Genomic DNA, 21,650 nt, shown 5'->3' on the forward strand with positions numbered 1-21,650 from the left:
TCTCACCAGCCAACATTACCAGTCACAGCTGGACATATAATTAAACGAGAAGGTTATTTTTCCAGATTACATTAACCAACACATATATCCCAACACTAGAAACCCACCCTTAAAACAACTCTGAGGGTTGAATCAACTTGCTGTGGCTTGGTGAGTGTTTAATCCTATTAAAACAACAACATGCCCCATGAAACCTCATTGTGCACGTTGATGTTTATGGGGGTGTTTTTACAATGAATCTCTATCAGAATCCTGCGCATGAAGAACAGTCTAAAATTCTGTTTCCGCCGCCTGGTTATCGAGAAAGTCGCCTACAAAAAGCTTGCTTTCATCTTTTGAAAACTCAACCTGACAAAAGCATAAAATCCGGAATACCTATCAGTCAAAAGGTCTCCTTCCTTGTGTTTTTGACAATCACTTGCGCCCTTTTCATCCTCGGACAATTTTCCATAAATGACATAATGGTCGTGTTTTCAATCTTCCTACTTTTACAAGTTATTTTTCGGTTTTACGCCGCTAAAATAAGCATTTTCAACAGTCCCAAAACTAAGAGCACGTCTCCTTCAAAAAAAAGCGTTTCATTTGCCCTTCCCAAATTCACACTTTTAATCCCTTTATATCATGAACAAGCAGTCGCCTCACGTTCAGTATCAGCTATGGAAGCTTTAAATTACCCTGCAGATAAATTGGAAGTTTTCTATCTAACAGAGGAAGACGATAAAGCGACTGAGAGCGCCTTAAAAAAAGCTATCAAACATCAAAATTTTAAAATTATTTCAGTACCAAAGCATGCCCCAAGGACGAAACCCAAAGCCTTAAATTACGGACTTCAGTTTTCCACCGGTGATATTGTAACCGTTTATGATGCCGAAGATATCCCTCACCCTCAACAATTGTTCGCCGCCGCACAAGCTTTTCAAAATGGAGGCACGAACCTTGCTGTCATTCAAGCGCCCTTACACGCCTATAATGGGGAAGAAAGTTGGATTGCCAGCCAATTTGATCTTGAATACGCCATTCATTTCGATGTGTGGCTTCCAGCAATGACAAAAATGGGGTGGCCAATACCTCTTGGTGGTACGTCCAACCATTTTAAGAAAAATGTCCTAGAAAAAGTTGGCGCTTGGGATCCTTTTAACGTCACAGAAGATGCAGATTTAGGATATCGACTTGCCTTAAATGGATATAGCGCCGGAATGATCGAGCTGCCTACTAGAGAGGAGGCACCAATCAACCTTGCACAATGGTTACCTCAAAGGACGCGCTGGATTAAAGGCCATATACAATCTCTCGCTGTTCTCTCTCGAAAACCATTCGAAACGATTAAATCATTAGGTCTCTGGCGATCATTGGGCTGTTTAATCACATTCGTTTCAGCAATTTTAACGGCAGGGCTTCATGGGCCTTTATTGCTATATTTGGCATACAGCATCATCACCGCTCCAAATACCCTGAACCCATTGCACTTAATTCCTATTATTTTAGCTTTTTCCAGCGTCATCCTTGCCGCTTTAGCTTCCAGCGCTGTAACACGCTGCTTTAAACCCCTCCTCACCGCTCCTTTTTATTGGCCCCTTATGAGCTTTGCCTTCATAAGAGCAATATGGGAATTACATACACGCCCTTATATCTGGTCAAAAACCCAACATGGTATCTCAAAATCAAAAATTCCGTTACTACATAAAGAACCAGTGACGTAATAATAAGCAATGGAAAATGGCTGCAATGATATACAGTTTTGGGATCACATTGTGTGGCATAATATTGTGTGGGGCGAGCGCCTATTTTTGCTTTGAACGCGCACACAAGCCGCATGACAACCCTGAACCACGCCTAATTCCTTGGCGTTTCTTAGCTCTCCTATCTGCAGTCATAGGACTTTTGCTCGTCGCCAAAATATTTAACAGCCTTGGCTTTGAAACAGGTCCTGACAAGTCGCCTTTTGGTCGATTTCATTAACAAGAAAATGAAACTTTAGTCTTTTTTCTCAGTATTTAGATGAAATGCTTGGCGAGCGATCAGGCGCGACCGAGAGAAAAACTGTCTCCGCGTCAACGCAGTCACCACTAATGTCGCCACAACAGCAAAAGCAATTGGTGAAACAAACCAAGCCAGAATTGGTATTGCCATAAAGAAACTTCGCAGACCGTAATTGAACTGTTTGCTAGCTTCGACATTCATCTCAGCCGCAGCAGCCGCATTCTCATGAGAATTGCTCTGCCCATGCTCTGGTGTCGCTGCAATCATCACCGCACAATAGTTGAACAGACGGTATGACCAACCAAATTTAAAAAATGCATAAGCATACATACTCATCAGCACGACAATTTTTAAATAAAACAATTCTTGAGACGGACTGATGTGAAGCAGGGAACGTTCTAGTGCAGCCTGAAAATCATCTGCGGCAGTCAACAAACCAAATCCACCACCTATCGCCAGCAATGAAGTGGATGCAAAGAAGGAAGTTGATTGCTGAAGTCCCGCTATAATATTGCCATCCAAAATGCGTACATCACGATCTGCCATTAAATGCATCCAACGACGACGTTCTTCATGCATGGCATATGAAAGCGTTAAATGACGCCACTTGCTGTCATCTGTGACCCACGCAAAAACCCGCCAAACTAGAAAAAACCAGAGCAATGCAAGAGTGTCTTGCAGCGGCATCATCAAACTTAAATGAAACATATCGACTGCTCCTAATCTTAGACTCAGCCTGAATCTCTAACGGGCCTCTGAAGTGCGGATTATAATAAACTTCAACGCAGATCAACGTTTATGCGATGGAGATAAACAATGTAGTTGAAGGTTTTGTTACCTACTGGTCAAAGGTTTAGCAAAATAAACTTCTTGAATGCGTGTATTGCCTGTGAAAGTCAGGGTTTTGACATCCCCATCTAGTTTAATATTCACTGTATTTGTTTGATCCGGCCAAATTTCTTGTAGTGCTGAATATTGCACAATCAATCCTTCAACACCCTGCAGCAGTGGTGTCTCTTGATAGACCCAAATATACCCGCCCTCAAATTCAAACCCGATATCGTTTAAGTCAATTTCTTCATTTTTGAGATTAGAAAGGCGAAAAGACTGCGTTACATATTCCGCAAATTTTTCTTGCACTTCATCAGAGGAAATTATCGATTGAGGCGTAGCCCCCACAAGATGAGCAGCATGTTCTGCATCATGCTGGGAAAAACGATGCACAATCTCAATAACACCAGTACGATAATTGGGCTCAATTGTCGCAATAGCTGCTTTCTGAGGGTGAGCAAAAGAAGCGCCTTGCCCTAAAAGGACAAGGCACGCCAATATTGCATAAGAAGCAATTTTAGAGATCATTCAGCAGCCTCAACTGCGGCTTCTTCTTTTTCTACATCGTCAACTTTAAGCTTTGTGGTCATATCATGCATGATATCACGCCCGTTCAGGCTTGAACTACGCTTACTTTTATAGGCTTCGATACGTGACGGTATAATTTGACGTGGGAAGTAGTTGTTATCAACGTCCACATCAGCAGTCTCCCAATTTGGATCGACAATAACTTGCGTTAACTGCTTTCCTTTTGGATATGTGAGCAATTTACGCACTTTTGCTGGACTACGTCTCCAAATCTCTGCGGGAATATATTCACGTTCTGTCGAACCGTCTGTGAACTCAAGATCAAGGATAATTGGCATAACCAAACCACCTATATTTGAGAACTCAAGAACATAATAATTCTGATCTTCTTCAACAGCCCGGTCAAATGCTTCTCGTTCCCAAGGCTTCAAACCATCCAAGAATGATTTGTATTCGTTTCTTTCCTTGTTGGTGACGGTATAAATATCATTCTCATCATAGAAATCACGAATTTTCGGGTTAGAATCTACCCAAGACTCAATACCCTCAGCTTTATCAAGTTCAACACCAACTTTATTTGGTTTGTCAGCATTTTCCTGACGTTGACGTGGATAGTCTATGTCTGGGTCTTTCGTATCCATTTGTAGCTTGTAAACACCATCAATAGAGATATCGACATGATCTGTCGTATAGAACCAACCGCGCCAAAACCAATCAAGATCAGTCCCAGAAGCTTCCTCTATGGTTCTGAAAAAGTCTGACGGTGTAGGGCGTTTAAACTTCCAGCGACGTGCGTATTCTTTGAATGCAAAATCGAAATTCTCACGCCCCAAAATAGTATCACGCAAGATATGCAAAGCAGCAGATGGTTTGCGGTATGCGTTGGAGCCTAAATTTAGCACTGAATCTGACTGTGTCATAATCGGCACTTGATTTGATGAAGCCATATATGCAGTCACATCACGCGGCAAACCTGCACCAATCCAAGGCATATCAGGATCCCACTCATAACAAGCGATCAGATCTAGGAAAGAATTGATACCTTCATCCATCCAAGTCCACTGGCGTTCATCTGAATTCACAGTCATAGGAAAATAAATATGCCCGATTTCATGGATCACAACACCAACCAAAAACACCTTCTCTGACATGGTGTATGTACGACTACCATCATCCTGAAGTGTCGTACGCGGCCCGTTAAACGTAATCATGGGGTATTCCATACCACCTACAGGTCCATTAACGGATTGAGCTGTTGGATATGGATAATCAAATGAGAAACGTGAATAGACTTTAAGTGTATGCACGATCGCCGCAGTTGAATATTTTTCCCAGAGTTCTCCCCCCTCTTTGGGCCAGAATGACATTGCCAAGACCGTGTCATTTTCTGCGCCCGGTTGTTTGTGAGCCTGAGCGTCCCACATAAATTTACGCGAAGATGCCCAAGCAAAATCGCGCACATTGTCAGCAACAAAACGCCAAGTCTTTTTGCCTGTTGGGTTGGATTTTTCATTTTCCAACGCCTCTTCCGGTGTCACGATATACATCGGAGCATCAGTTTTATTTCTAGCTTGATTCAAACGCGAACGTTGCGTGGCTGACAATACAGCACTTGCATTTTGAAGTTCACCCGTTGCCGATACAATGTGGTCATTTGGAACGGTTAACTGAACATCGTAATCACCAAATTCTAGCGTAAATTCACCGCGACCAAGAAATTCTTTATTGTGCCAACCTTCATAATCAGAATAGGCGATCATACGAGGAAACCATTGCGCAAGCAGGAAAATATCATTCCCGCCTTCTCGCTCATCATCCGGGAAATGTTCAAAACCAGATCGCGCGGATACGATATTTTCCTCTACAATCAAATGCTCCCAATCAATTGAAAACGTTGTAGATTTACCTGATGTCAGAGGCGTTGGAAGATCAATACGCATTAGCGTTCCAACGATAGTGTAAGGCAATGCATTTCCGCGAGTATCCGCTACGCGCGTGATGTCATAACCATAGTCATTATCAGCCATGTCTTGCTGGCGCGCAATTTCACCCAAGCTAAGTTTCGCAGGTTCACCATTCCCGCCAGCACTAACTGCTGGCCCACGGCGGCCTACACCACCAAAATCAGTGGCCAATTCTTTCATAGAATCGCGCTTGAATATATTTTGCTCAAGCTGCAACCATAGATATCGCAAAGTATCGGGAGAATTATTCGTATACGAAATTGTCTCTTTACCGATCAATTTACGGTTTTCTTCGTCCAATTCGGCACGGATACTATAGTCTGCTTCCTGCTGCCAATATTGATGCCCCGGCTCACCTGCTGCATTCCTATATACATTTGGAGAAGGTAAAACTTCATCCAATTGACGGAATTTATCTTGAAAATCCCCTTTGGTCTGCTGAATACCTTGAGCGTGAGCTGAACTCAAAAAAGCAACACATGCACAGCTTATAGCCACTGCCAATCGTCTCATTATCTTCCTCGTCAGAAATTCCATTTGGGATGTTTCTAACAAAAAATTCAGAAAAAGCGAGCCGTATGCGTCAATCTGACTATTCAAGACTGAAAAAACTTACATCAAAGCAAAATACGCTCTAATTAATCACCCATTACGGGAATTCGCGCAAGAAACAAGCACATGAATCTCAGAACAAAAGTGATTTTCATCCAACACACTTTGTAGCCCATCAATCAACCCGCCCATCCCGCTGGAGACTTGCTCTTGCGCATATGATGAACCGCCGCTTTTTTGCAAAGAAACAACAAGTGAACGGTATAAATCCATCATATCCGTTCCAAATCTCCATTCAGCTATACTGGTTCCGCCCACCAATTCATGCATCTTTAGAAGGGATTCTTCGGTGAACAAATGAGTGTGACCACCAGACAATTGTCTTGGAAAAATGTCCTGCATGGCATTTTCTAGAAAAACAGATGGTGAAAACATCGGCACTGAATAATAGAGAAAAGAAGCCTTACTTTTCTTCACCGCATCAAAAAATCGTTCTGGTTCGCGTAGATGCTCGATTACACCGATAGCTGACACAACATCAAAAGCCGTACATCGAACAGCTTCATACAATTCTGTTTCATCAACACAATGGAGTGGTTCACAACCGAGATGGTTTTCGATCTGACTATTTCCATATGCTGTCATTGTTTCGCTAACATCAATGCCTAAGGACGCAAATCCAAGCTTTTGAGCCGCATAGACAAAGTATCCCCCACCGCAACCAACATCCAAAATACCTGTTGGAGTACGAGGAAGGCTATCTTTCAGAAATTCAGCTTTTGGAATATAAATTTTCTCGGCACGAGATGCATATTCATTATCAATATAATTATTGGCATAATCTGTTCCACCATCGGCAACATATAGTGAATTTACAAAATCCTGTGTGTCATCGTGGCGGCCGTTTAGATGATTACAATTTCGACAAAATACATATTCAACACCATGTGATTTGATGTCGGTTTCTTCTAGCAATACGTCGCCGCATATTTTACAGTTTAAGCGTGCTGGACCTTTAGCATATAATTCGTTCTGACGTTTAGCCTTCGCTAGCAAGTCATCATTGCTGCTAAAAAACTCTTGCTTAGAAGAAGCGTAGAAATTTGAAGATTTAGAATATTTTCGAATAGGTTTAGACATCGCGATATCTATTCACCAATGGATATCGACGCCCTCTGCCAAAATTCTTATCGCCTATTTTTACGCCGGGAGGCGCTTGCCGGCGTTTATATTCATTAATTCGAACAAGACTATCTATTCGCCTGACGACATCCTCAAAATGCCCACGCGAAACAATTTCTTCGATACTTTCTTCTCGCTCAATCAAACCATAAAGAATGTCATCTAATATGTGATAAGGCGGCAGAGAATCTTCGTCCTTTTGGTCTTCACGCAATTCTGCAGATGGTGGTTTGGAAATAATATTTTCAGGAATAACAATGCCAGAAGGGCCATGCGCATTCTTTGGAACGTTAGCATTCCTCCAACGCGCCAATTCAAACACTTCTGTTTTGTAGATATCTTTTAGTGGATTATACCCACCACACATATCACCGTACAGCGTGGCATATCCAACAGCCATCTCAGACTTATTACCTGTCGTCGTTACCATGTGACCAAACTTGTTTGACAAAGCCATCAGCGTCACGCCACGAACACGAGATTGAATATTTTCTTCGGTCGTATCAGGTGTTGTTCCACTAAAGGCTTCAGACAACATTTCATCATAAGCATTCACTGCGGATGAAATCTGAATATTGTCGTATTTAACCCCAAGCGCTTCAGCACATTGCTGGGCGTCTAACAGACTTTCACGAGACGTATATCGTGATGGCATCATCACACACCAGACATTTTCAGATCCAAGTGCATCAACAGCAATCGCTGCTACCATTGCACTATCAATTCCACCTGAGAGCCCGATCAATACGCCGGGAAATCCTGTTTTGCGAACATAATCACCAAGCCCCATCATCGTTGCCAGATAGGTCTCTTCTAGGTCACTACTTAACTCATCTTTTTTACCTTCAACACACATCAAGCCCATAGGCGTGCGTTCCCATACAGATACACTGTAAGCTTCTTCAAAGTCGGGTAATTGCTGCACAATGCGTCCACGAGAATCTATTGCAAAAGACTCTCCGTCAAATGCCAATTCGTCCTGTCCGCCGACCTGATTAACATAAACCAATGGAAGCCGGAGATCTGCCCATTGCGAAAACGCTTTTAAGCGCGCATCTCTCACATTGCGACGCCAAGGAGATCCATTGGGACTAAGTAGTATTTCAGCGCCTTTTTCCTTCAATGCATCAGGAACGGCTTCAAGCCAAATATCTTCACAAATGGGAAGACCTAATGTGAAACCACGAAACCCAACCGGCAAAGGCATAGGGCCCTGCTGAAAAGTACGCTTTTCATCAAACACATCATAATTGGGAAGCTCATATTTATGACGAAGCGCTTTGATTTCTCCATCGGCTATCAGAGCAACCGAATTGTAAGGTAAAGCCTGTCCTTCTTCCCATACTGGCATTCCAACAACAATACCGGGCCCATCTTGCCTTGTTTGAGATGCAAGTTCATGCGCCGCTCGCAGGCAAGCCTTAGATAGAGCCGGTTTGAGTACAAGGTCTTCAGGGGGATACCCACATAAAAAAAGCTCGGGCAACACGACAAGGTCTGCACCACATGCGTGTGCTTCTTTAAGAGCCCCTACCGCTTTCTCAAGATTCGCGTCTACATCGCCAACGATTGCGTTAAGCTGTGCAGATAAAATGGTTAGTCTATCACTCATGAATATAGACCTAGAGTGCGTCGCCCAATGGGGCAATCTCTCTTCTGTAGGAAGTTCAATTTTATCATGCAATCAATCTATTTAGCTGGCCCATTTAGGAAAGCGCATAAACGCTCTCCCATTAAGGTTTTCACTATCAACTCAACAAGGTAAAGTTGCAACAATTTCGCTTCTTTACGTCAAAGCTGGATATTATTTTGCCAAACTGGCTAGCAAAACATCACACACACGATGCGCTTGGGCATCAGATAAATACGGATGCATCGGAATAGACATAGACTCGCGTGCAGCTTTTTCACATTCCACTAACCCACCTGCTGGGGCGTATGCTGTGAAAGCTTGCATCTGATGCAAAGCAGTGTCGTAGTAAACGGCAGTTGGCACACCTTCAGCCTGCATAGCAGCCCTTACATCATCACGATTTTCAACACGAACTGTGTATAAGCCATACCCGTTTTCTGCGCCCGGTTGAGCTTCTTGCAGTGGCAGGATGCCTGTTAAGCGCTCATCATAGATATTGGCAATAGCGACGCGTCGCTCACGTTCTGCACCGAATATATCTAATTTATCGCTTACCACAGCACATTGAATACTATCGCAACGCCCATTTATACCAACGCGAACCGAAAGTTTACGTTGATTATCAGTACCGTGCCAACGAATTGAACGAAGCACATCAGCAAAGTCTGTGTCAGTTGTTAGAATAGCGCCGCCATCTCCATACCCACCTAGTGTTTTCGTTGGATAAAAAGATGTTCCAGTGATTTCAGCGATAGCTCCTACCCATTTGCCATCTTGTTTTCCACCAAAAGCTTGCGCGCCATCTGCTATAACTCGTAATTTATAAGCATCTGCAATAGCCTGAATGGTGTTGTAGTCTGCTGGCAGACCGTAAAGATCTACTGGCATAATAGCTCTTGCTGTTAAATCGCGACGCGCATTTACAACCTTAATCTGACGCTCAAGGTCGCGAGGGCACATATTAAATGTCTTTGGATCAATATCCACAAATACCGGTGTCGCACCTGCAAGCAAAACAGCATTTGCTGTCGCGTTATATGTAAATCCAGGAATAAAAACAGCATCTCCATGGCCATAACCAAGTGCAATCAAGGGCATAACCAACGCCTGCGTACCAGAGCCGACTGCCACTGCGTCCGCTGCACCAGTCGCCTGAGCTAGTTTTTGCTCCAATTCATCAACCTCAGGACCACCGATATGACGTCCATGGTCTAAAATCGTCGTGAAACGTTTTTCTACTTTTTCTCGAACAAGCTTTTGTTGCGCTTGGAGATCAAAAAACTGAATCGGAGCGCTCTCATCTGCTTGAGGAATGACAACACTTGGTGATTTGGATAGGTCGATTGACATGTAATAATACTCTTACGCTTGTTTGGAGATAGCATTTTCAACGGCTTCGGCTAGTGCAGCAGCGCGTGCACCAGCTTCGCCAGAAATCGGGGAAGGAACTTCATCTATTGCAGCTTGGAAGAAAGCAAAATCAGATTTCTGCAACGGATCCGGTAAAACATCGGAAACATCAAGTTTGATGTCAAAGCCAGTTTCATTTTTAACCGTGCGCGCCAAGAAGTCGATTTCCACGACACCAGATGGGTAAACAATTTTCATTGTCCGCTTGCGTTCAGGTGCACAACGGCTCGCTGTAAATTTTGCAACACCGCCACCTTCATACTGAATCTCAGCATGTGCTTCATCAGTGCATTTTGAGTGCTCGATTTTACCTGAAGCTTTATCAACAGCACCCTTCGCATCAAAAACGGCATTGGCGAGGTCGATGTCATGGACCATCAAGTCAAAAACAACACTCACATCTTCACAACGCCCAGTCGGTGATCTTGGTGCTGCGCGTACGGCCTCAATACTCAGTGGTTTTTCAGGTGCACCTAGAATTCCCATCGCTTCAAAAACAAACCGCTCTTGATGCCCAACTTGAATAGTCGCGCCTTTTTCGTCCGCTAGAGCAACGAGTGTGTCTGCTTCTATACCTGTAAGAGCTAATGGCTTTTCAACAAAAACGTGACGCCCTGCACGCAACACTCGACTAGCAAGCTGTGCATGTGTCGTCGCAGGCGTTGCTATCATAATAGCATCACACACTAAAATCAGCGTATCAATATCATCGACAACTTCACCAGCACCGACTTTATCCACGACTGCCTGAGCAGCTTCGGGATTTAAATCAAAGACTCCCATAAAAACTGCGTTCTCAAACTGAACAATTTTCTGGGCGTGATAGCCAGCAAAGACACCAGCTCCAATTAAACCTACTCTTAACTCAGACACGTAAGCGATCCTTCCAGATCGTAAATTTCGACTCTACCCAACCCTAAAGAAACCAAGACCTGATATACACCCATTACGCAAGTATCTCGTCCATCAAACAGCATTACGATATTTTACATTGCATGCTTAAAACGATACTTTAAATAGGTAGGACTACAAATTTAATACGAATTGATTTGCGAAAAACTCCCCAATGGGTTGAACACATTCATTGGACATGATTAGCATCCTGCTGAGCACGTAAACAGAGAATGCGTCCTGTCACGTACCTCAGAATCTTTTCAATATAGAATACCGGAGATAGGTCATGTCACGCCTGTTTGATAGCTTCATCATGGTTAATTGGAGCGCAACTTCTAAACCAACCACAGGCAAAGACTCCATCTGGATTGGTGCACTTGTACCAGACGCACGCCTACGCTTAACTTTTCGTGCATCAAATCCCGCCACGCGCGAAATCGCATATCAGCAACTTCAAGAATTACTGACGCGCCTTACAAACAGAGGTGACAGAGTGTTCCTTGGGTTTGGCTTCCCACTCGGATTTCCGGAAGGCACATCTAAAAAACTAGGCCTAAAAGGTGACAAGCCTTGGGAAAGCATGCGTGATTTCTTAAAAAAAGAAATGAAAGATAAGCCGGACAACACGAATAATAGATTCGCGTTAGCAGCGCGTATGAACCGCCTCATCTCAGACGGCCCCTTTCCTTTTTGGGGCTGTCCAAAGAGAGATGAACTAACAACTCTCTCTGTAAAAAAACCTCGTGAGCACGAAAGTGGCGATATGAAAGAATATCGCCGCACTGAAGCAGAACTCACAAAACAAAAACTAGCGCGTCCACAACCTATCTGGAAAATCGCATATGCTGGAGCCGTAGGCGGACAGGTTATGACGGGCCTTCCTGTCATCCATAAACTTCGTGCTGATTTTGATAGCCTCCGTATATGGCCGTTTGAACTACCTTTAGAGCCTTTGATAGAAGAAAACCTAGAGGGAATATCAATCGTTGTCGCAGAAGTTTACCCGTCAATGCTTGAGCAAAAGAATGCCGAAACAGAGATTAGAGACGAAGCTCAAGTACGAATCATGGCCGAATATATTGCGAATCTAGACGAAAAAGACCGAATCGCCGCCCTCTTCGAAGGCCCGAAAAAGGGATCAAAAGCGGCTCAAACAGCTGTTTCATCCGAGGAAGGATGGATTTTTGGCGTATAAGCCCCTGTTTATCGGCATTTTCGACAGTTAAAGGCTTTACTAAACGGCCAAACAACTGCGAGATCGCGCCAGTCGCCGCAACAAACGGGCGGCGGATCGTTTTTTAGGAGGGACATAATGAACAAGTCCGAACTTACGAAGCAAGTTGCAGAAGCTGCTAGCATGACTCAATCTGAAGCAGGCCGCGCTGTTGATGCTGTCTTGGACACTATTTCCAGCGAACTTAAAAAGGGTGAGCAAGTTGCACTTGCTGGTTTTGGTACTTTCTTGGCCAAAACACGTGAAGAGCGTCAAGGCCGCAACCCTGCCACAGGCAAGCCAATGACAATCCCGAAGAAAACTTCGGCGTCATTTAAACCTGCCTCAGTTCTAAAAGACCTTTAGAGCTATATTTCACCGAGACGGTGGAATTTATCTTTTTAAGATACTAAAAACGGCGCGCGGCTCACGAGTTGCGCGCCGTTTTCCATTCTAAGAAAATGACCTGACAAATACCGACAACGAGCGAACCTATTGCAACACCTGACATAGCACCCACAGCGCCATATCCTTTGATCAAAGTGAACCAATACACCAATGGCAACATAACCGTTAGATAGGCACCTATGTGGATTGCCGCAGGTATCCAAACTTTTTCCTGCGCTCTAAGTGCTGAAGACGCCACCACCTGTAACCCGTCAAACATCACCACAAAAGCCGCCACTCCGATAACAGGCGCTAGCAACTCAATTGTACCTAGAGTCACAGCTTCCTCACTGCTAGCCATACCTATCGCTAAAGGCATCTGCAAAACATATATAATTGTCGTCACAACAACACCCGCCAACACAGCGGCGAATACACCTAGGCGTGAGGCATTCTTTACACCAATTGCATCGCCGCGCCCAAAACTTTCAGCAACACGCACAGACGTAGCCGTGGCAATCCCTACAAAGAGCATGAAACTGAAAAATATCGGCTGAATAGCGAGTGAATAAATCATGCCTGTCATTGTGCTCGCCAAAGTCGCAATAACGAATGTTAGATTAAACGTTGCAAACTCGGCCATATTCGCGATTGCGCCTCCAATGCCGACAGTATTTTGTCTCAGAAATTCTCCCTTTGGAGCAGGTTTCGACTTTTTAAACCCCGGCGTATAAACAAAAACCAAGATCAATAAGAAGACCGCCGTAAATGCACGAGAGCCAGTCGTTGCCCAAGCAACGCCGTCTGCTCCCATTGGGTCAAAACCCCACCAACCAGCAACTAAAGCTAAATCAAACAATACGTTAGCACCCACCCCCAAATAGGTGATTATCGTTACCCAAACAGGTTTCCTCAATGCTTCCAAATACATTGTCGCGCCGAACACAAGCATGTGAGCAATCATGCCATATGCCAATATTGTCGCTGCTGAGGAGGCCCCTTGAACCACTTCGGCTTGTAAGCCCAACAGATCATACATTGGACGAGACCACATAATAATAGCCAGCATGCTAACAAGGCCTATAGAGCAGCCTACCCACATCCCACGCCGAAACACCCGCCCTGTATCACGATAATGGCCAGATGCATTTAGTTCAGCCGTGAATACCTGCACACCTTGCAAAACGCCCATACCGGCGGCCATACCAATACTCAACAATAACCAAGCGATGGTAATATATGGCACTTCTAGCTGCGCCATTCGACCAAGAACAACCGCATCAGTCACAGACATTATGGGAAGAGAAAGACGCGACAAAGCGACTGGAAACGCCAATTTCATCAGATCAACAACTTGATCTGGTTGCGCCCATTCGGGTAATTTACTTTTAGTTAAAGTCGACATCAGCAAAGCTCCTTCGCTAGCCGAGCGGCCAGCGAAGAAGGGTCTATACCTACTGCGCCGCTAGCGCCACACTTGATTTTTTTGACCGAAGTTTCTCTGCGACTAAGAAAGCTAATTCCAGAGCCTGCTCACCGTTCAATCGCGGATCACAATGCGTGTGATATCGTGATGATAGATCTGCATCCGTTATATCTTGAGCTCCACCTAGACATTCAGTTACATTTTGACCAGTCATCTCAAAGTGAACACCACCCGGGTACGCACCCTCAGTCGACACAACGTCAATAAACTGAGCAACTTCCGACAAGATACGGTCTACAGGTCGTGTCTTATACCCAGATTCAGATGTGAGTGTGTTTCCATGCATCGGATCACAAGACCAGATAACAGAACGCCCTTCTTGCTCGACACGTCGGACTAATTTGGAAAGTCCATCTTCAACTTTATCGGCACCAAATCGCGCAATCAGAACCATTTTCCCTGGCTCATCTTCTGGGTTGAGCGTGTCTATTAAGCGAATCAGCTCGTCTGGATCCAAAGTTGGACCACACTTCATGCCAATCGGATTAATAACACCACGACAAAATTCGACATGCGCTCCATCAAGCTGACGAGTACGATCACCAATCCAAAGCATGTGAGCTGATGTATCCACAGTCTGATTCGGAATTGTTGAATCTTCACGTGTCATCGCCTGCTCATACCCCAGCAGCAACGCCTCATGAGATGTATAAAACTCAGTTTCACTCATAATCGGCGTGTTGTCAGGTGTCAGCCCAATAGCTTCCATAAAATCAACAGCTTCATTGATCTGTGTCGCTATTTTTTGAAATCGCTCGCCTTGGGGTGACCGATCAACAAAGCTAAGCATCCACTTATTCAAATTGTGTAGGTCAGCATAACCGCCGCGAGAAAAAGCCCGCACGAGATTCATTGTGGCAGCCGACTGGTTATACGCGCGGATCAAACGCTGAGGATCAGGCGTACGGCTTTCAGGCGTAAATTCCATTCCATTGATAATGTCACCACGATAGGAAGGAAGAGTTACACCGTCTTTTACCTCAACAGGGCTCGAACGTGGCTTAGCAAACTGTCCTGCAATACGGCCCACTTTCACAACAGGTTTTGATGCAGCAAATGTTAGCGTTACAGCCATCTGCAAAATCACACGGAACGTATCGCGGATGTTGTTCGAGTTAAATTCTTTAAAACTTTCAGCACAATCACCGCCCTGAAGCAAAAATGCTCTTCCGGCAGCAACATCACCCAAACGCGCTTTCAATCGACGCACTTCTCCTGCAAACACCAATGGTGGGTATTGAGATAGTGTTGCCTCAACGTCAGCTAGGGCAGCTGAATTTGGGTAATCTTCTGGAATGTGTTTAGCAGGTTTTGCCCGCCATGAATCTGGTGCCCATTTTGTCATGATGACTGACTTCTTTTTATAAAAACTGAGCTACTGTCATAGCCAACAGCAATGCAATAGAGCAAGGTCTGCTTTGATCACTTAAACAAGAAATTTGCATTTTTCTTAGTATTCAAAGAGTTTCGCGTCTCTTTTTGCTCTTTTATCAGCCGCAATTAGAATAATTTCTACAATTTTCCCGCGCGTTGGCCGACTTCCAAGTTGATTGGACGGATCTATATTGTGCCGTTCAACTATCTTTTTCAATGCAGCAATTGATCTGTTTTTTAAAGCAAATTTTAGACCCTCAGCACCCGCTTCTTTAAACACAACATTAGGATTAAAGCCTGTAACCTGCTCTTCTAATTCACGCGCTTTGGTAACATCTTTTGCTTGCTTTAAGATTTCATCTTCCAGCTTACGGGCAAATGCACGATTTCTTGCTGCTTCATCTGCCACGATACCAAATAGTGATTTAAGCGACTTTTCGATCATAAAAGTCCAACCTTTTCCTGAAACTCAGCTGCAAGGTCTCTAACAATGCCTGCAGCATCTCCATATTTTTGATCAAAACTTCGAGGCGTTTCTGACCACTCACCAGCACGTGCAATATTTTCGTTTTGAGGAACGACTATATCAAAAGTTTTAAAGTCCGACCGTAATGACAGCACTTCACTCTCATGAAGAACGATATTGGGATCATATTTAGTAATCAGAGTCAGAATATTGTCTTCTGTGAAACGCCGTTTTTCCATAGATCGCACTGCGCGGCGACGAAAAGCAAAAATACCTAATCGAGAAACATAGTCAGGGATTGTCGGGATCACCACATACTCAGACATTGTGATAGCCGCTTCAGCAAATAACGATATTCCTGGTGGACAATCAAACAGCACAACATCGTAATTTGACGCAACACTTTCTACAGCTGAAGCCATTAAACGCGTCAAGCGCTCCTGAACAGCAGTAATGGTGAAACCTTGCCGAATAAATTTATCCAAAGCGTCACGCTCAACATACCGAAATTCGGGTGTTGCAACGACTAGGTCGACGACGGGCTCCCCTTGTAAGTCACTAATTCGGGGCGCGATAAATTCATGAAATCTGCGTGGCTCAGTGCCATGCACAAACTGCGCAAAATATGCATCTAGTGTGCGTTCAGACTCCCGTAGCTCAGACCATTTATCCAAACCACACAAAATCATGGATGCATTAGATTGTGGATCTAAATCAACGACCAATACGCGCATTGAAGCTTGAGATGCTAACGCTTCAGCCAACATGCAGACGCTCGTGGATTTCCCAACGCCACCCTTCATGTTCATCACAGACACAATACGCATAATTAGTGATGACTCCTCAAACTAAACAATTCGCAATACAGCCAACAACGAAACCGGTGTATTTACCATATTCTTGGTTCAACGGAATGAAGCACAGGTCAACCACCTTAAGATTACAGCTTGTGTATATTCTAGGCTGACCTGTACTTTTTTTGCAAAAAAGTCTGTTTATGAATTTTTTTTAAGAACCGTATTTTTTCTATGTCGGAACAAATTTAGTCCGCATAGTCACCAACTCTTCTGCAAGAGAAGGGTGCAATGCACATGTATTGTCAAAATCCTGCTTCGTCGCATTCATTTTTACTGCAATACCGACCGCTTGAATGATTTCAGGTGAATCTGGCCCAACGATATGACATCCCAATACAACCTGATCACTGGCGCGGACGACTATCTTCATCAACACACGGGATTGATCTCCAGAAAGCGCATTCTTCATGGGTTTGAAATCTGACTTATAGATATCAATTTCACCATGTTCAGCTCTGGCTTGTTCTTCACTAAGGCCAACCGTTCCGACAGGAGGTTGAGTAAATACTGCTGTCGCTATCTTATCATGATCAAAATGGTGCGGCTTTCCACCAAATTCTGTGTCTGCAAAAGCATGCCCCTCGCGGATGGCAACTGGTGTTAGATTGACGCGGTCAGTCACATCACCAACAGCCCAAATGGACGGCACGTTTGTTTTTGACCACTCGTCAACTTTAATCGATCCATTCGCTGCCAACTCAACTCCAGCGTTTTCCAGTCCAAGTCCTTTTGTATAGGGTGATCGCCCAAAGGCCCCCATGACAATATCAGCATCTATCGTATGACCATTTGACAGTTCCACTTTGTATTGGTGGTCACTATCAGATGTTTTAGAAACCTTTTCAAAAACAGCACTCGTCACAACATGCACACCGGCCTGAACCATGCCCTGATGCACAGCAGTACGGATATCATCGTCAAACCCGCGAAGTACGGTATCTCCACGATAAACAAGGTGCGTTTCAACACCAAGCCCAGCAAAAATATGTGCAAATTCTACCGCAATATATCCGCCGCCACCGATCACAATGGATTTAGGCAATTCTTCAACATCAAAAATTTGGTCTGATGAAATACAGTGTTCGGCACCTTCAAATTCACCTGGAACAAATGGCGTCCCACCCACAGCAACAAGAATACGTTCCGCTGTTACCGTTTTACCTGACTTCACAAGTTTTATTGTGTGAGCATCAACTATTTCGGCACGCTCATGAATTAGCTCAACGCCCGCATTATTTAGGTTGCGCGCGTAAATCCCTGAAAGGCGATCTACTTCAGAACCAAGAGATGTGATAAACGCTTTGTGATCATATGATATCTCGGGAATAGTGTACCCAAACCCTTTGGCATCCTTAAATGCCTTCTGGTATTCGGACGCGTAAACCATGAATTTTTTGGGAACACATCCTCGAATCACACACGTACCACCGGTACGAAATTCTTCAGCTATGGCAACTTTAGCGCCCGTTAACGCAGCAATACGGGATGCACGCACACCACCAGATCCAGCTCCAATGGTGAACAAGTCATAATCATAGCTCATGTGCGATAGCTCCCGCATTCTATTCTTGGCAAACTCAAAGCGTCGAAGTTTATTCTTCTCTAGCTATCGTTTCTGCGCCAATTTCTGTTCCAATGATCACCGCGTCAGCAATATCCAGAAATAATCCGTGCTCAACAACGCCTGGAATTTGGTCCAATACGGCACCTAGCATATCTGGGTCTGGAATAGCCTTACAATGTAGATCCAGAATGTGGTGACCACCATCAGTAAGTAAAGGTCCCCCCCCCTCATTTAAACGTACATTGACGTGAATACCGTACATTCCTAGAATTTCTAATGTCTCTTCAATACGCGCTTTTGTGAGCGCCATACCAAATGGATTAACTTCTACAGGAAGTGGAAATGCACCCAACTGAGCCACTTGTTTGGAAGCATCTGTGATCACAACCATCATGTCAGAAGAGTCAGCAATAATTTTTTCACGTAACAAAGCTGCACCTCCGCCTTTTATGAGCCGAAGCTCAGGATCAAACTCGTCTGCTCCATCTACGGTAAGGTGTATTGTTGGTGCTGTATCCAAATCAGCCATAGGAATATTCAATGAACGCGCCTGAGCTTCTGTAACTTCAGAAGTAGATACACAGATAACATCCAGTCCCGCTTGCACTTTCTTGCCAAGCTCTTCAACGAAAAATGCTGCTGTAGAGCCAGTTCCAAGGCCAAGCGTCATTCCATCTTCCACAAGTTTGAGAGCTTCGATTGCGGCATTACGTTTAGCAATATCTGACATGTTCTAGATTTCCATTCCATTATTTCTTCAAACTCAAGAGGCGTATTTATTGCTTCTTTTTACGTGCGCTCATCACTTCACGAAATTTGGTACTCCATCCCGTTTTTGTAATCTGCTGCCCTCGCGCTAATGCCAAATCACCTGCATTCACATTTTTTGTTACAACAGACCCAGAACCAACCATTGCTCCGTCTCCTATTTTGACTGGAGCCACCAATGATGAATTGGAACCTACAAATGCGTCCTTTCCGACTTCAGTTCTATGTTTGAAATACCCATCATAATTACAAAAAATCGTCCCCGCCCCAATGTTGGCATTTTCACCGACAACACCATCACCTAAATACGCTAAATGGTTGGCTTTAGAACCCTTTTCCATTGTCGTGTTTTTAACTTCGACAAAGTTTCCAACACGCACGTCCTCTCCTATAGATGCGCCTGGACGCAAACGCGCATATGGACCAAGCACAGCGCCCTCAGAAACACTAGCGCCTTCAAAATGGCAAAACGCTTTTATGGTAACATTACTCGCAATTGATACGCCTGGGCCAAACACCACATTTGGCTCGACAAACACATCATTGCCGATTTGTGTATCCCATGAAAAATACACTGTGTTCGGGTCTATCATCCCGACACCTTCTTCCATTAAACGAATGCGTGCTCTTTGTTGGAAAACGGCTTCAGCTTCGGCTAATTGCACACGAGAATTCACGCCGAGAACATCATCTTCCCGACACGAAACAGCTGCAGCTTTCAGTGAACGCTTACGTGCTAATCCAACTAGATCAGTGAGGTAATATTCACCTTTAGCGTTGTCGTTTTTAACCTCACCAAGCAGCTCTTCCATAAGTGGCCACGGCGCAGCCATCACACCAGAATTACATAAACGAACAGCATATTCCTCAGGAGACGCATCTTTTGCTTCAACGATGCGATCTAAACCACCATCTTCCCCCAGAATTAAACGACCATAACCTCCTGGGTCATCTGCCTCAAAGCCCAGAACACTTATCGAAGCGCCTTCCTCAATCGAAGTAAAAGCACCCAATGCTACCTCTTCAGGAATTAGTGGTGTGTCAGCATAAAGGACGATAGCTTCGCCTTCAAAACCCTTCAGCGCAGACGATGCAGCCTGTACAGCAGTCGCTGTTCCAGATTGTGTTTCCTGAACACAAACATTTTCTGCACCAACCAATGTGACAGCAGCTTGATGAACATCTTCAAACTGAGGCCCAACGACAATAATCGTTTTTTCGCACCCTAATTTTGTCGCAAGGTCGGCTGTCCAAGCCATCATCGCACGTCCACCAACCTTGTGTAGGACTTTCGGCGTCGCCGATTTCATGCGTGTGCCTTTACCGGCGGCCAAAATAATTGCTGCTCTAGACATATCCACCCCTCGCTGTCAGTAACTAAATCCCTTAAGATTGCCGGACATTCCTTCAATTGGCTCTCTGTAGCAAGCTTTTCTGTTGCATTTTTTAGCGCCCCAACCAACTCCACTATAAAGAGGTCTCACGCATCATGTTTTTAGACGGTTACACAATAGTTTTCGACCTTGATGGAACATTGGTTGAAACTGCCCCAGACCTACACAGGGCCACGAATGAAATCATGCGAACCGAAGGCCTAAAGGAAGTTAGCCTCAAAAATGTCAGAGCTTTTGTCGGTCAGGGTGCACGAGCACTCATAGAACGAGGTGCCGCGATATCTGGCAAAGTATTCAAATCCGATAAGCTGGACGAATTAACTTCCAAATTTGTTGAAATATACCAAGCCGACATTGCTGGTCGAAGTCATCTTTTTGATAATGTTGAAACTACACTAGATGCCTTGGAAGCTGCAGGCGCTCAATTTTGTGTATGCACCAACAAAAAAACACATCTAGCGGTTCAATTACTAGAAACCCTTAACATCGCTCATAGGTTTAAAAGTATTGTAGGCGCAGATTCTGCCATTCATGCCAAACCACACCAACAACATTATTTGCAAGCAGTGGAAGAAGCAGGAGGCGACCCAAAACGATCGATTATGATCGGCGATTCACACTCTGACGTTGGCGCAGCCCGCAATGCCGGTGCGCCAATTGTCTTAGTCTCATTTGGTTACACCGACATCGCACCAATAGATCTAAATCCAGATGCGATAATCGATGACTTCAATGAATTACCTAGTTCACTTTTGTCTCTTTTGAAGCAAGTAAATTAGTTCATCATCTGACGGTCTACTCTTTGGGCGTAGTCGAAGTTTTTCTCTGAGCTTCCCCTAAGTGAGCCTCCCACACCGGGAGTTGGCATACCGTTCACCATATTGGAACGAATATCTGTTCTAGCTGATCGCATTGCAGGAATAAATCCAGCATCAACCAGATTGATATTCACGTCATAACCGCGGTTTTTCCAATATTCTTCGATCTTGTTTTTAATACGCAAAGCGCCGTCTTCAGTACAAAAATCGCTGGCCATTTTACTTTACTTCTCCAAACCTATCCATTGAATTTACTTCTTGCGTCAATGGTAGAGACAAGTCCCTCTAAATAAACAAGCACTGATATTTGTTGTTTTCTTCACTACTTGAATGAGTTAAATATATCTCA

The 21,650-nt window shown here is 44.3% G+C and carries 19 protein-coding genes; 4 read left to right on the plus strand and 15 right to left on the minus strand.

All coding sequences use genetic code 11. The features are described 5' to 3' along the window. The first annotated feature begins 233 nt into the window (after nt 1–233). On the plus strand, nt 234–1,700 hold the full coding sequence (locus AC5EF3_RS01140) for a glycosyltransferase (RefSeq protein ID WP_493546710.1): 1,467 nt from the start codon (nt 234–236) through the stop codon (nt 1,698–1,700). A gap of 274 nt (nt 1,701–1,974) precedes the next feature. On the opposite strand, the gene AC5EF3_RS01145 is transcribed toward AC5EF3_RS01140, so the two are convergent. The 7 genes from AC5EF3_RS01145 to AC5EF3_RS01175 form a co-directional block, all read right to left on the minus strand. After that, nucleotides 1,975–2,688 (minus strand): DUF599 domain-containing protein, encoded by a 714-nt coding sequence (locus AC5EF3_RS01145; RefSeq protein ID WP_015827673.1) that lies wholly within the window; start codon nt 2,686–2,688, stop codon nt 1,975–1,977. Nucleotides 2,689–2,814: 126 nt separating this feature from the next. Next, on the minus strand, nt 2,815–3,339 hold the full coding sequence (locus tag AC5EF3_RS01150) for a DUF6702 family protein (protein WP_493546711.1): 525 nt from the start codon (nt 3,337–3,339) through the stop codon (nt 2,815–2,817). Then, on the minus strand, nt 3,336–5,816 hold the full coding sequence (locus AC5EF3_RS01155; RefSeq protein ID WP_493546712.1) for a M1 family metallopeptidase: 2,481 nt from the start codon (nt 5,814–5,816) through the stop codon (nt 3,336–3,338). The genes AC5EF3_RS01150 and AC5EF3_RS01155 overlap by 4 nt, the downstream gene beginning before the upstream one ends. A 129-nt stretch (nt 5,817–5,945) precedes the next feature. Continuing rightward, the gene (locus AC5EF3_RS01160) at nt 5,946–6,995 is read right to left on the minus strand and encodes a class I SAM-dependent methyltransferase (protein WP_493546713.1); all 1,050 of its coding nucleotides are present in this window, start codon (nt 6,993–6,995) and stop codon (nt 5,946–5,948) included. After that, on the minus strand, nt 6,988–8,649 hold the full coding sequence (locus AC5EF3_RS01165; RefSeq protein WP_493546714.1) for an NAD+ synthase: 1,662 nt from the start codon (nt 8,647–8,649) through the stop codon (nt 6,988–6,990). The genes AC5EF3_RS01160 and AC5EF3_RS01165 overlap by 8 nt, the downstream gene beginning before the upstream one ends. Before the next feature lie 192 nt (nt 8,650–8,841). Continuing rightward, nucleotides 8,842–10,020: a DegT/DnrJ/EryC1/StrS family aminotransferase gene (locus AC5EF3_RS01170; RefSeq protein ID WP_493546715.1), complete on the minus strand. Its 1,179-nt coding sequence runs from the start codon at nt 10,018–10,020 to the stop codon at nt 8,842–8,844. A 12-nt stretch (nt 10,021–10,032) separates the two neighbouring features. Then, nucleotides 10,033–10,953, minus strand: a complete 921-nt coding sequence (locus AC5EF3_RS01175) for a Gfo/Idh/MocA family protein (protein WP_493546716.1) — start codon at nt 10,951–10,953, stop codon at nt 10,033–10,035. Nucleotides 10,954–11,260: 307 nt separating this feature from the next. Here AC5EF3_RS01175 and AC5EF3_RS01180 point away from each other — a divergent pair, with 307 nt between their 5' ends. Both AC5EF3_RS01180 and AC5EF3_RS01185 read left to right on the plus strand, forming a co-directional pair. Beyond that, nucleotides 11,261–12,169, plus strand: coding sequence for a cobalamin biosynthesis protein CbiG (locus AC5EF3_RS01180; RefSeq protein ID WP_493546717.1), 909 nt, complete (start codon nt 11,261–11,263; stop codon nt 12,167–12,169). A gap of 114 nt (nt 12,170–12,283) precedes the next feature. Further along, nucleotides 12,284–12,553 carry an HU family DNA-binding protein gene (locus tag AC5EF3_RS01185; protein ID WP_267879147.1) on the plus strand — a complete coding sequence of 90 codons (270 nt, stop codon included), beginning with the start codon at nt 12,284–12,286 and terminating at the stop codon, nt 12,551–12,553. A 61-nt stretch (nt 12,554–12,614) separates the two neighbouring features. Here the strand turns inward: AC5EF3_RS01185 and AC5EF3_RS01190 are convergent, their stop codons facing one another. The 7 genes from AC5EF3_RS01190 to glmU form a co-directional block, all read right to left on the minus strand. Continuing rightward, a complete protein-coding gene (locus AC5EF3_RS01190) occupies nt 12,615–13,979 on the minus strand; it encodes an MATE family efflux transporter (protein WP_015827682.1) in 1,365 nt (454 codons plus the stop codon). Nucleotides 13,980–14,028: 49 nt separating this feature from the next. Beyond that, on the minus strand, nt 14,029–15,405 hold the full coding sequence (locus tag AC5EF3_RS01195; protein WP_015827683.1) for a class II 3-deoxy-7-phosphoheptulonate synthase: 1,377 nt from the start codon (nt 15,403–15,405) through the stop codon (nt 14,029–14,031). A gap of 105 nt (nt 15,406–15,510) precedes the next feature. Then, a complete protein-coding gene (locus tag AC5EF3_RS01200; protein ID WP_015827684.1) occupies nt 15,511–15,879 on the minus strand; it encodes a hypothetical protein in 369 nt (122 codons plus the stop codon). Continuing rightward, complete coding sequence (locus tag AC5EF3_RS01205) at nt 15,876–16,727, minus strand: ParA family protein (protein WP_015827685.1); 852 nt, start codon at nt 16,725–16,727, stop codon at nt 15,876–15,878. Before AC5EF3_RS01205 ends, AC5EF3_RS01200 begins: the two co-directional genes overlap by 4 nt. Nucleotides 16,728–16,926: 199 nt before the next feature. Next, nucleotides 16,927–18,300, minus strand: coding sequence for a glutathione-disulfide reductase (gene gor, locus AC5EF3_RS01210; protein ID WP_493546718.1), 1,374 nt, complete (start codon nt 18,298–18,300; stop codon nt 16,927–16,929). Between the two features lie 49 nt (nt 18,301–18,349). Then, nucleotides 18,350–19,051: a ribose-5-phosphate isomerase RpiA gene (rpiA, locus tag AC5EF3_RS01215; RefSeq protein ID WP_493546719.1), complete on the minus strand. Its 702-nt coding sequence runs from the start codon at nt 19,049–19,051 to the stop codon at nt 18,350–18,352. A 46-nt stretch (nt 19,052–19,097) separates the two neighbouring features. Next, the gene (gene glmU / locus AC5EF3_RS01220; RefSeq protein WP_493546720.1) at nt 19,098–20,444 is read right to left on the minus strand and encodes a bifunctional UDP-N-acetylglucosamine diphosphorylase/glucosamine-1-phosphate N-acetyltransferase GlmU; all 1,347 of its coding nucleotides are present in this window, start codon (nt 20,442–20,444) and stop codon (nt 19,098–19,100) included. A gap of 134 nt (nt 20,445–20,578) precedes the next feature. On the opposite strand from glmU, the gene gph reads away from it, so the two are divergent. Further along, nucleotides 20,579–21,262, plus strand: a complete 684-nt coding sequence (gph, locus tag AC5EF3_RS01225) for a phosphoglycolate phosphatase (protein WP_493546721.1) — start codon at nt 20,579–20,581, stop codon at nt 21,260–21,262. Here the strand turns inward: gph and AC5EF3_RS01230 are convergent. Further along, the gene (locus tag AC5EF3_RS01230; RefSeq protein ID WP_493546722.1) at nt 21,259–21,519 is read right to left on the minus strand and encodes a hypothetical protein; all 261 of its coding nucleotides are present in this window, start codon (nt 21,517–21,519) and stop codon (nt 21,259–21,261) included. The genes gph and AC5EF3_RS01230 overlap by 4 nt on opposite strands. Nucleotides 21,520–21,650: the final 131 nt, after the last annotated feature.

The sequence above is a fragment of the Hirschia sp. genome (genome assembly GCF_058892565.1).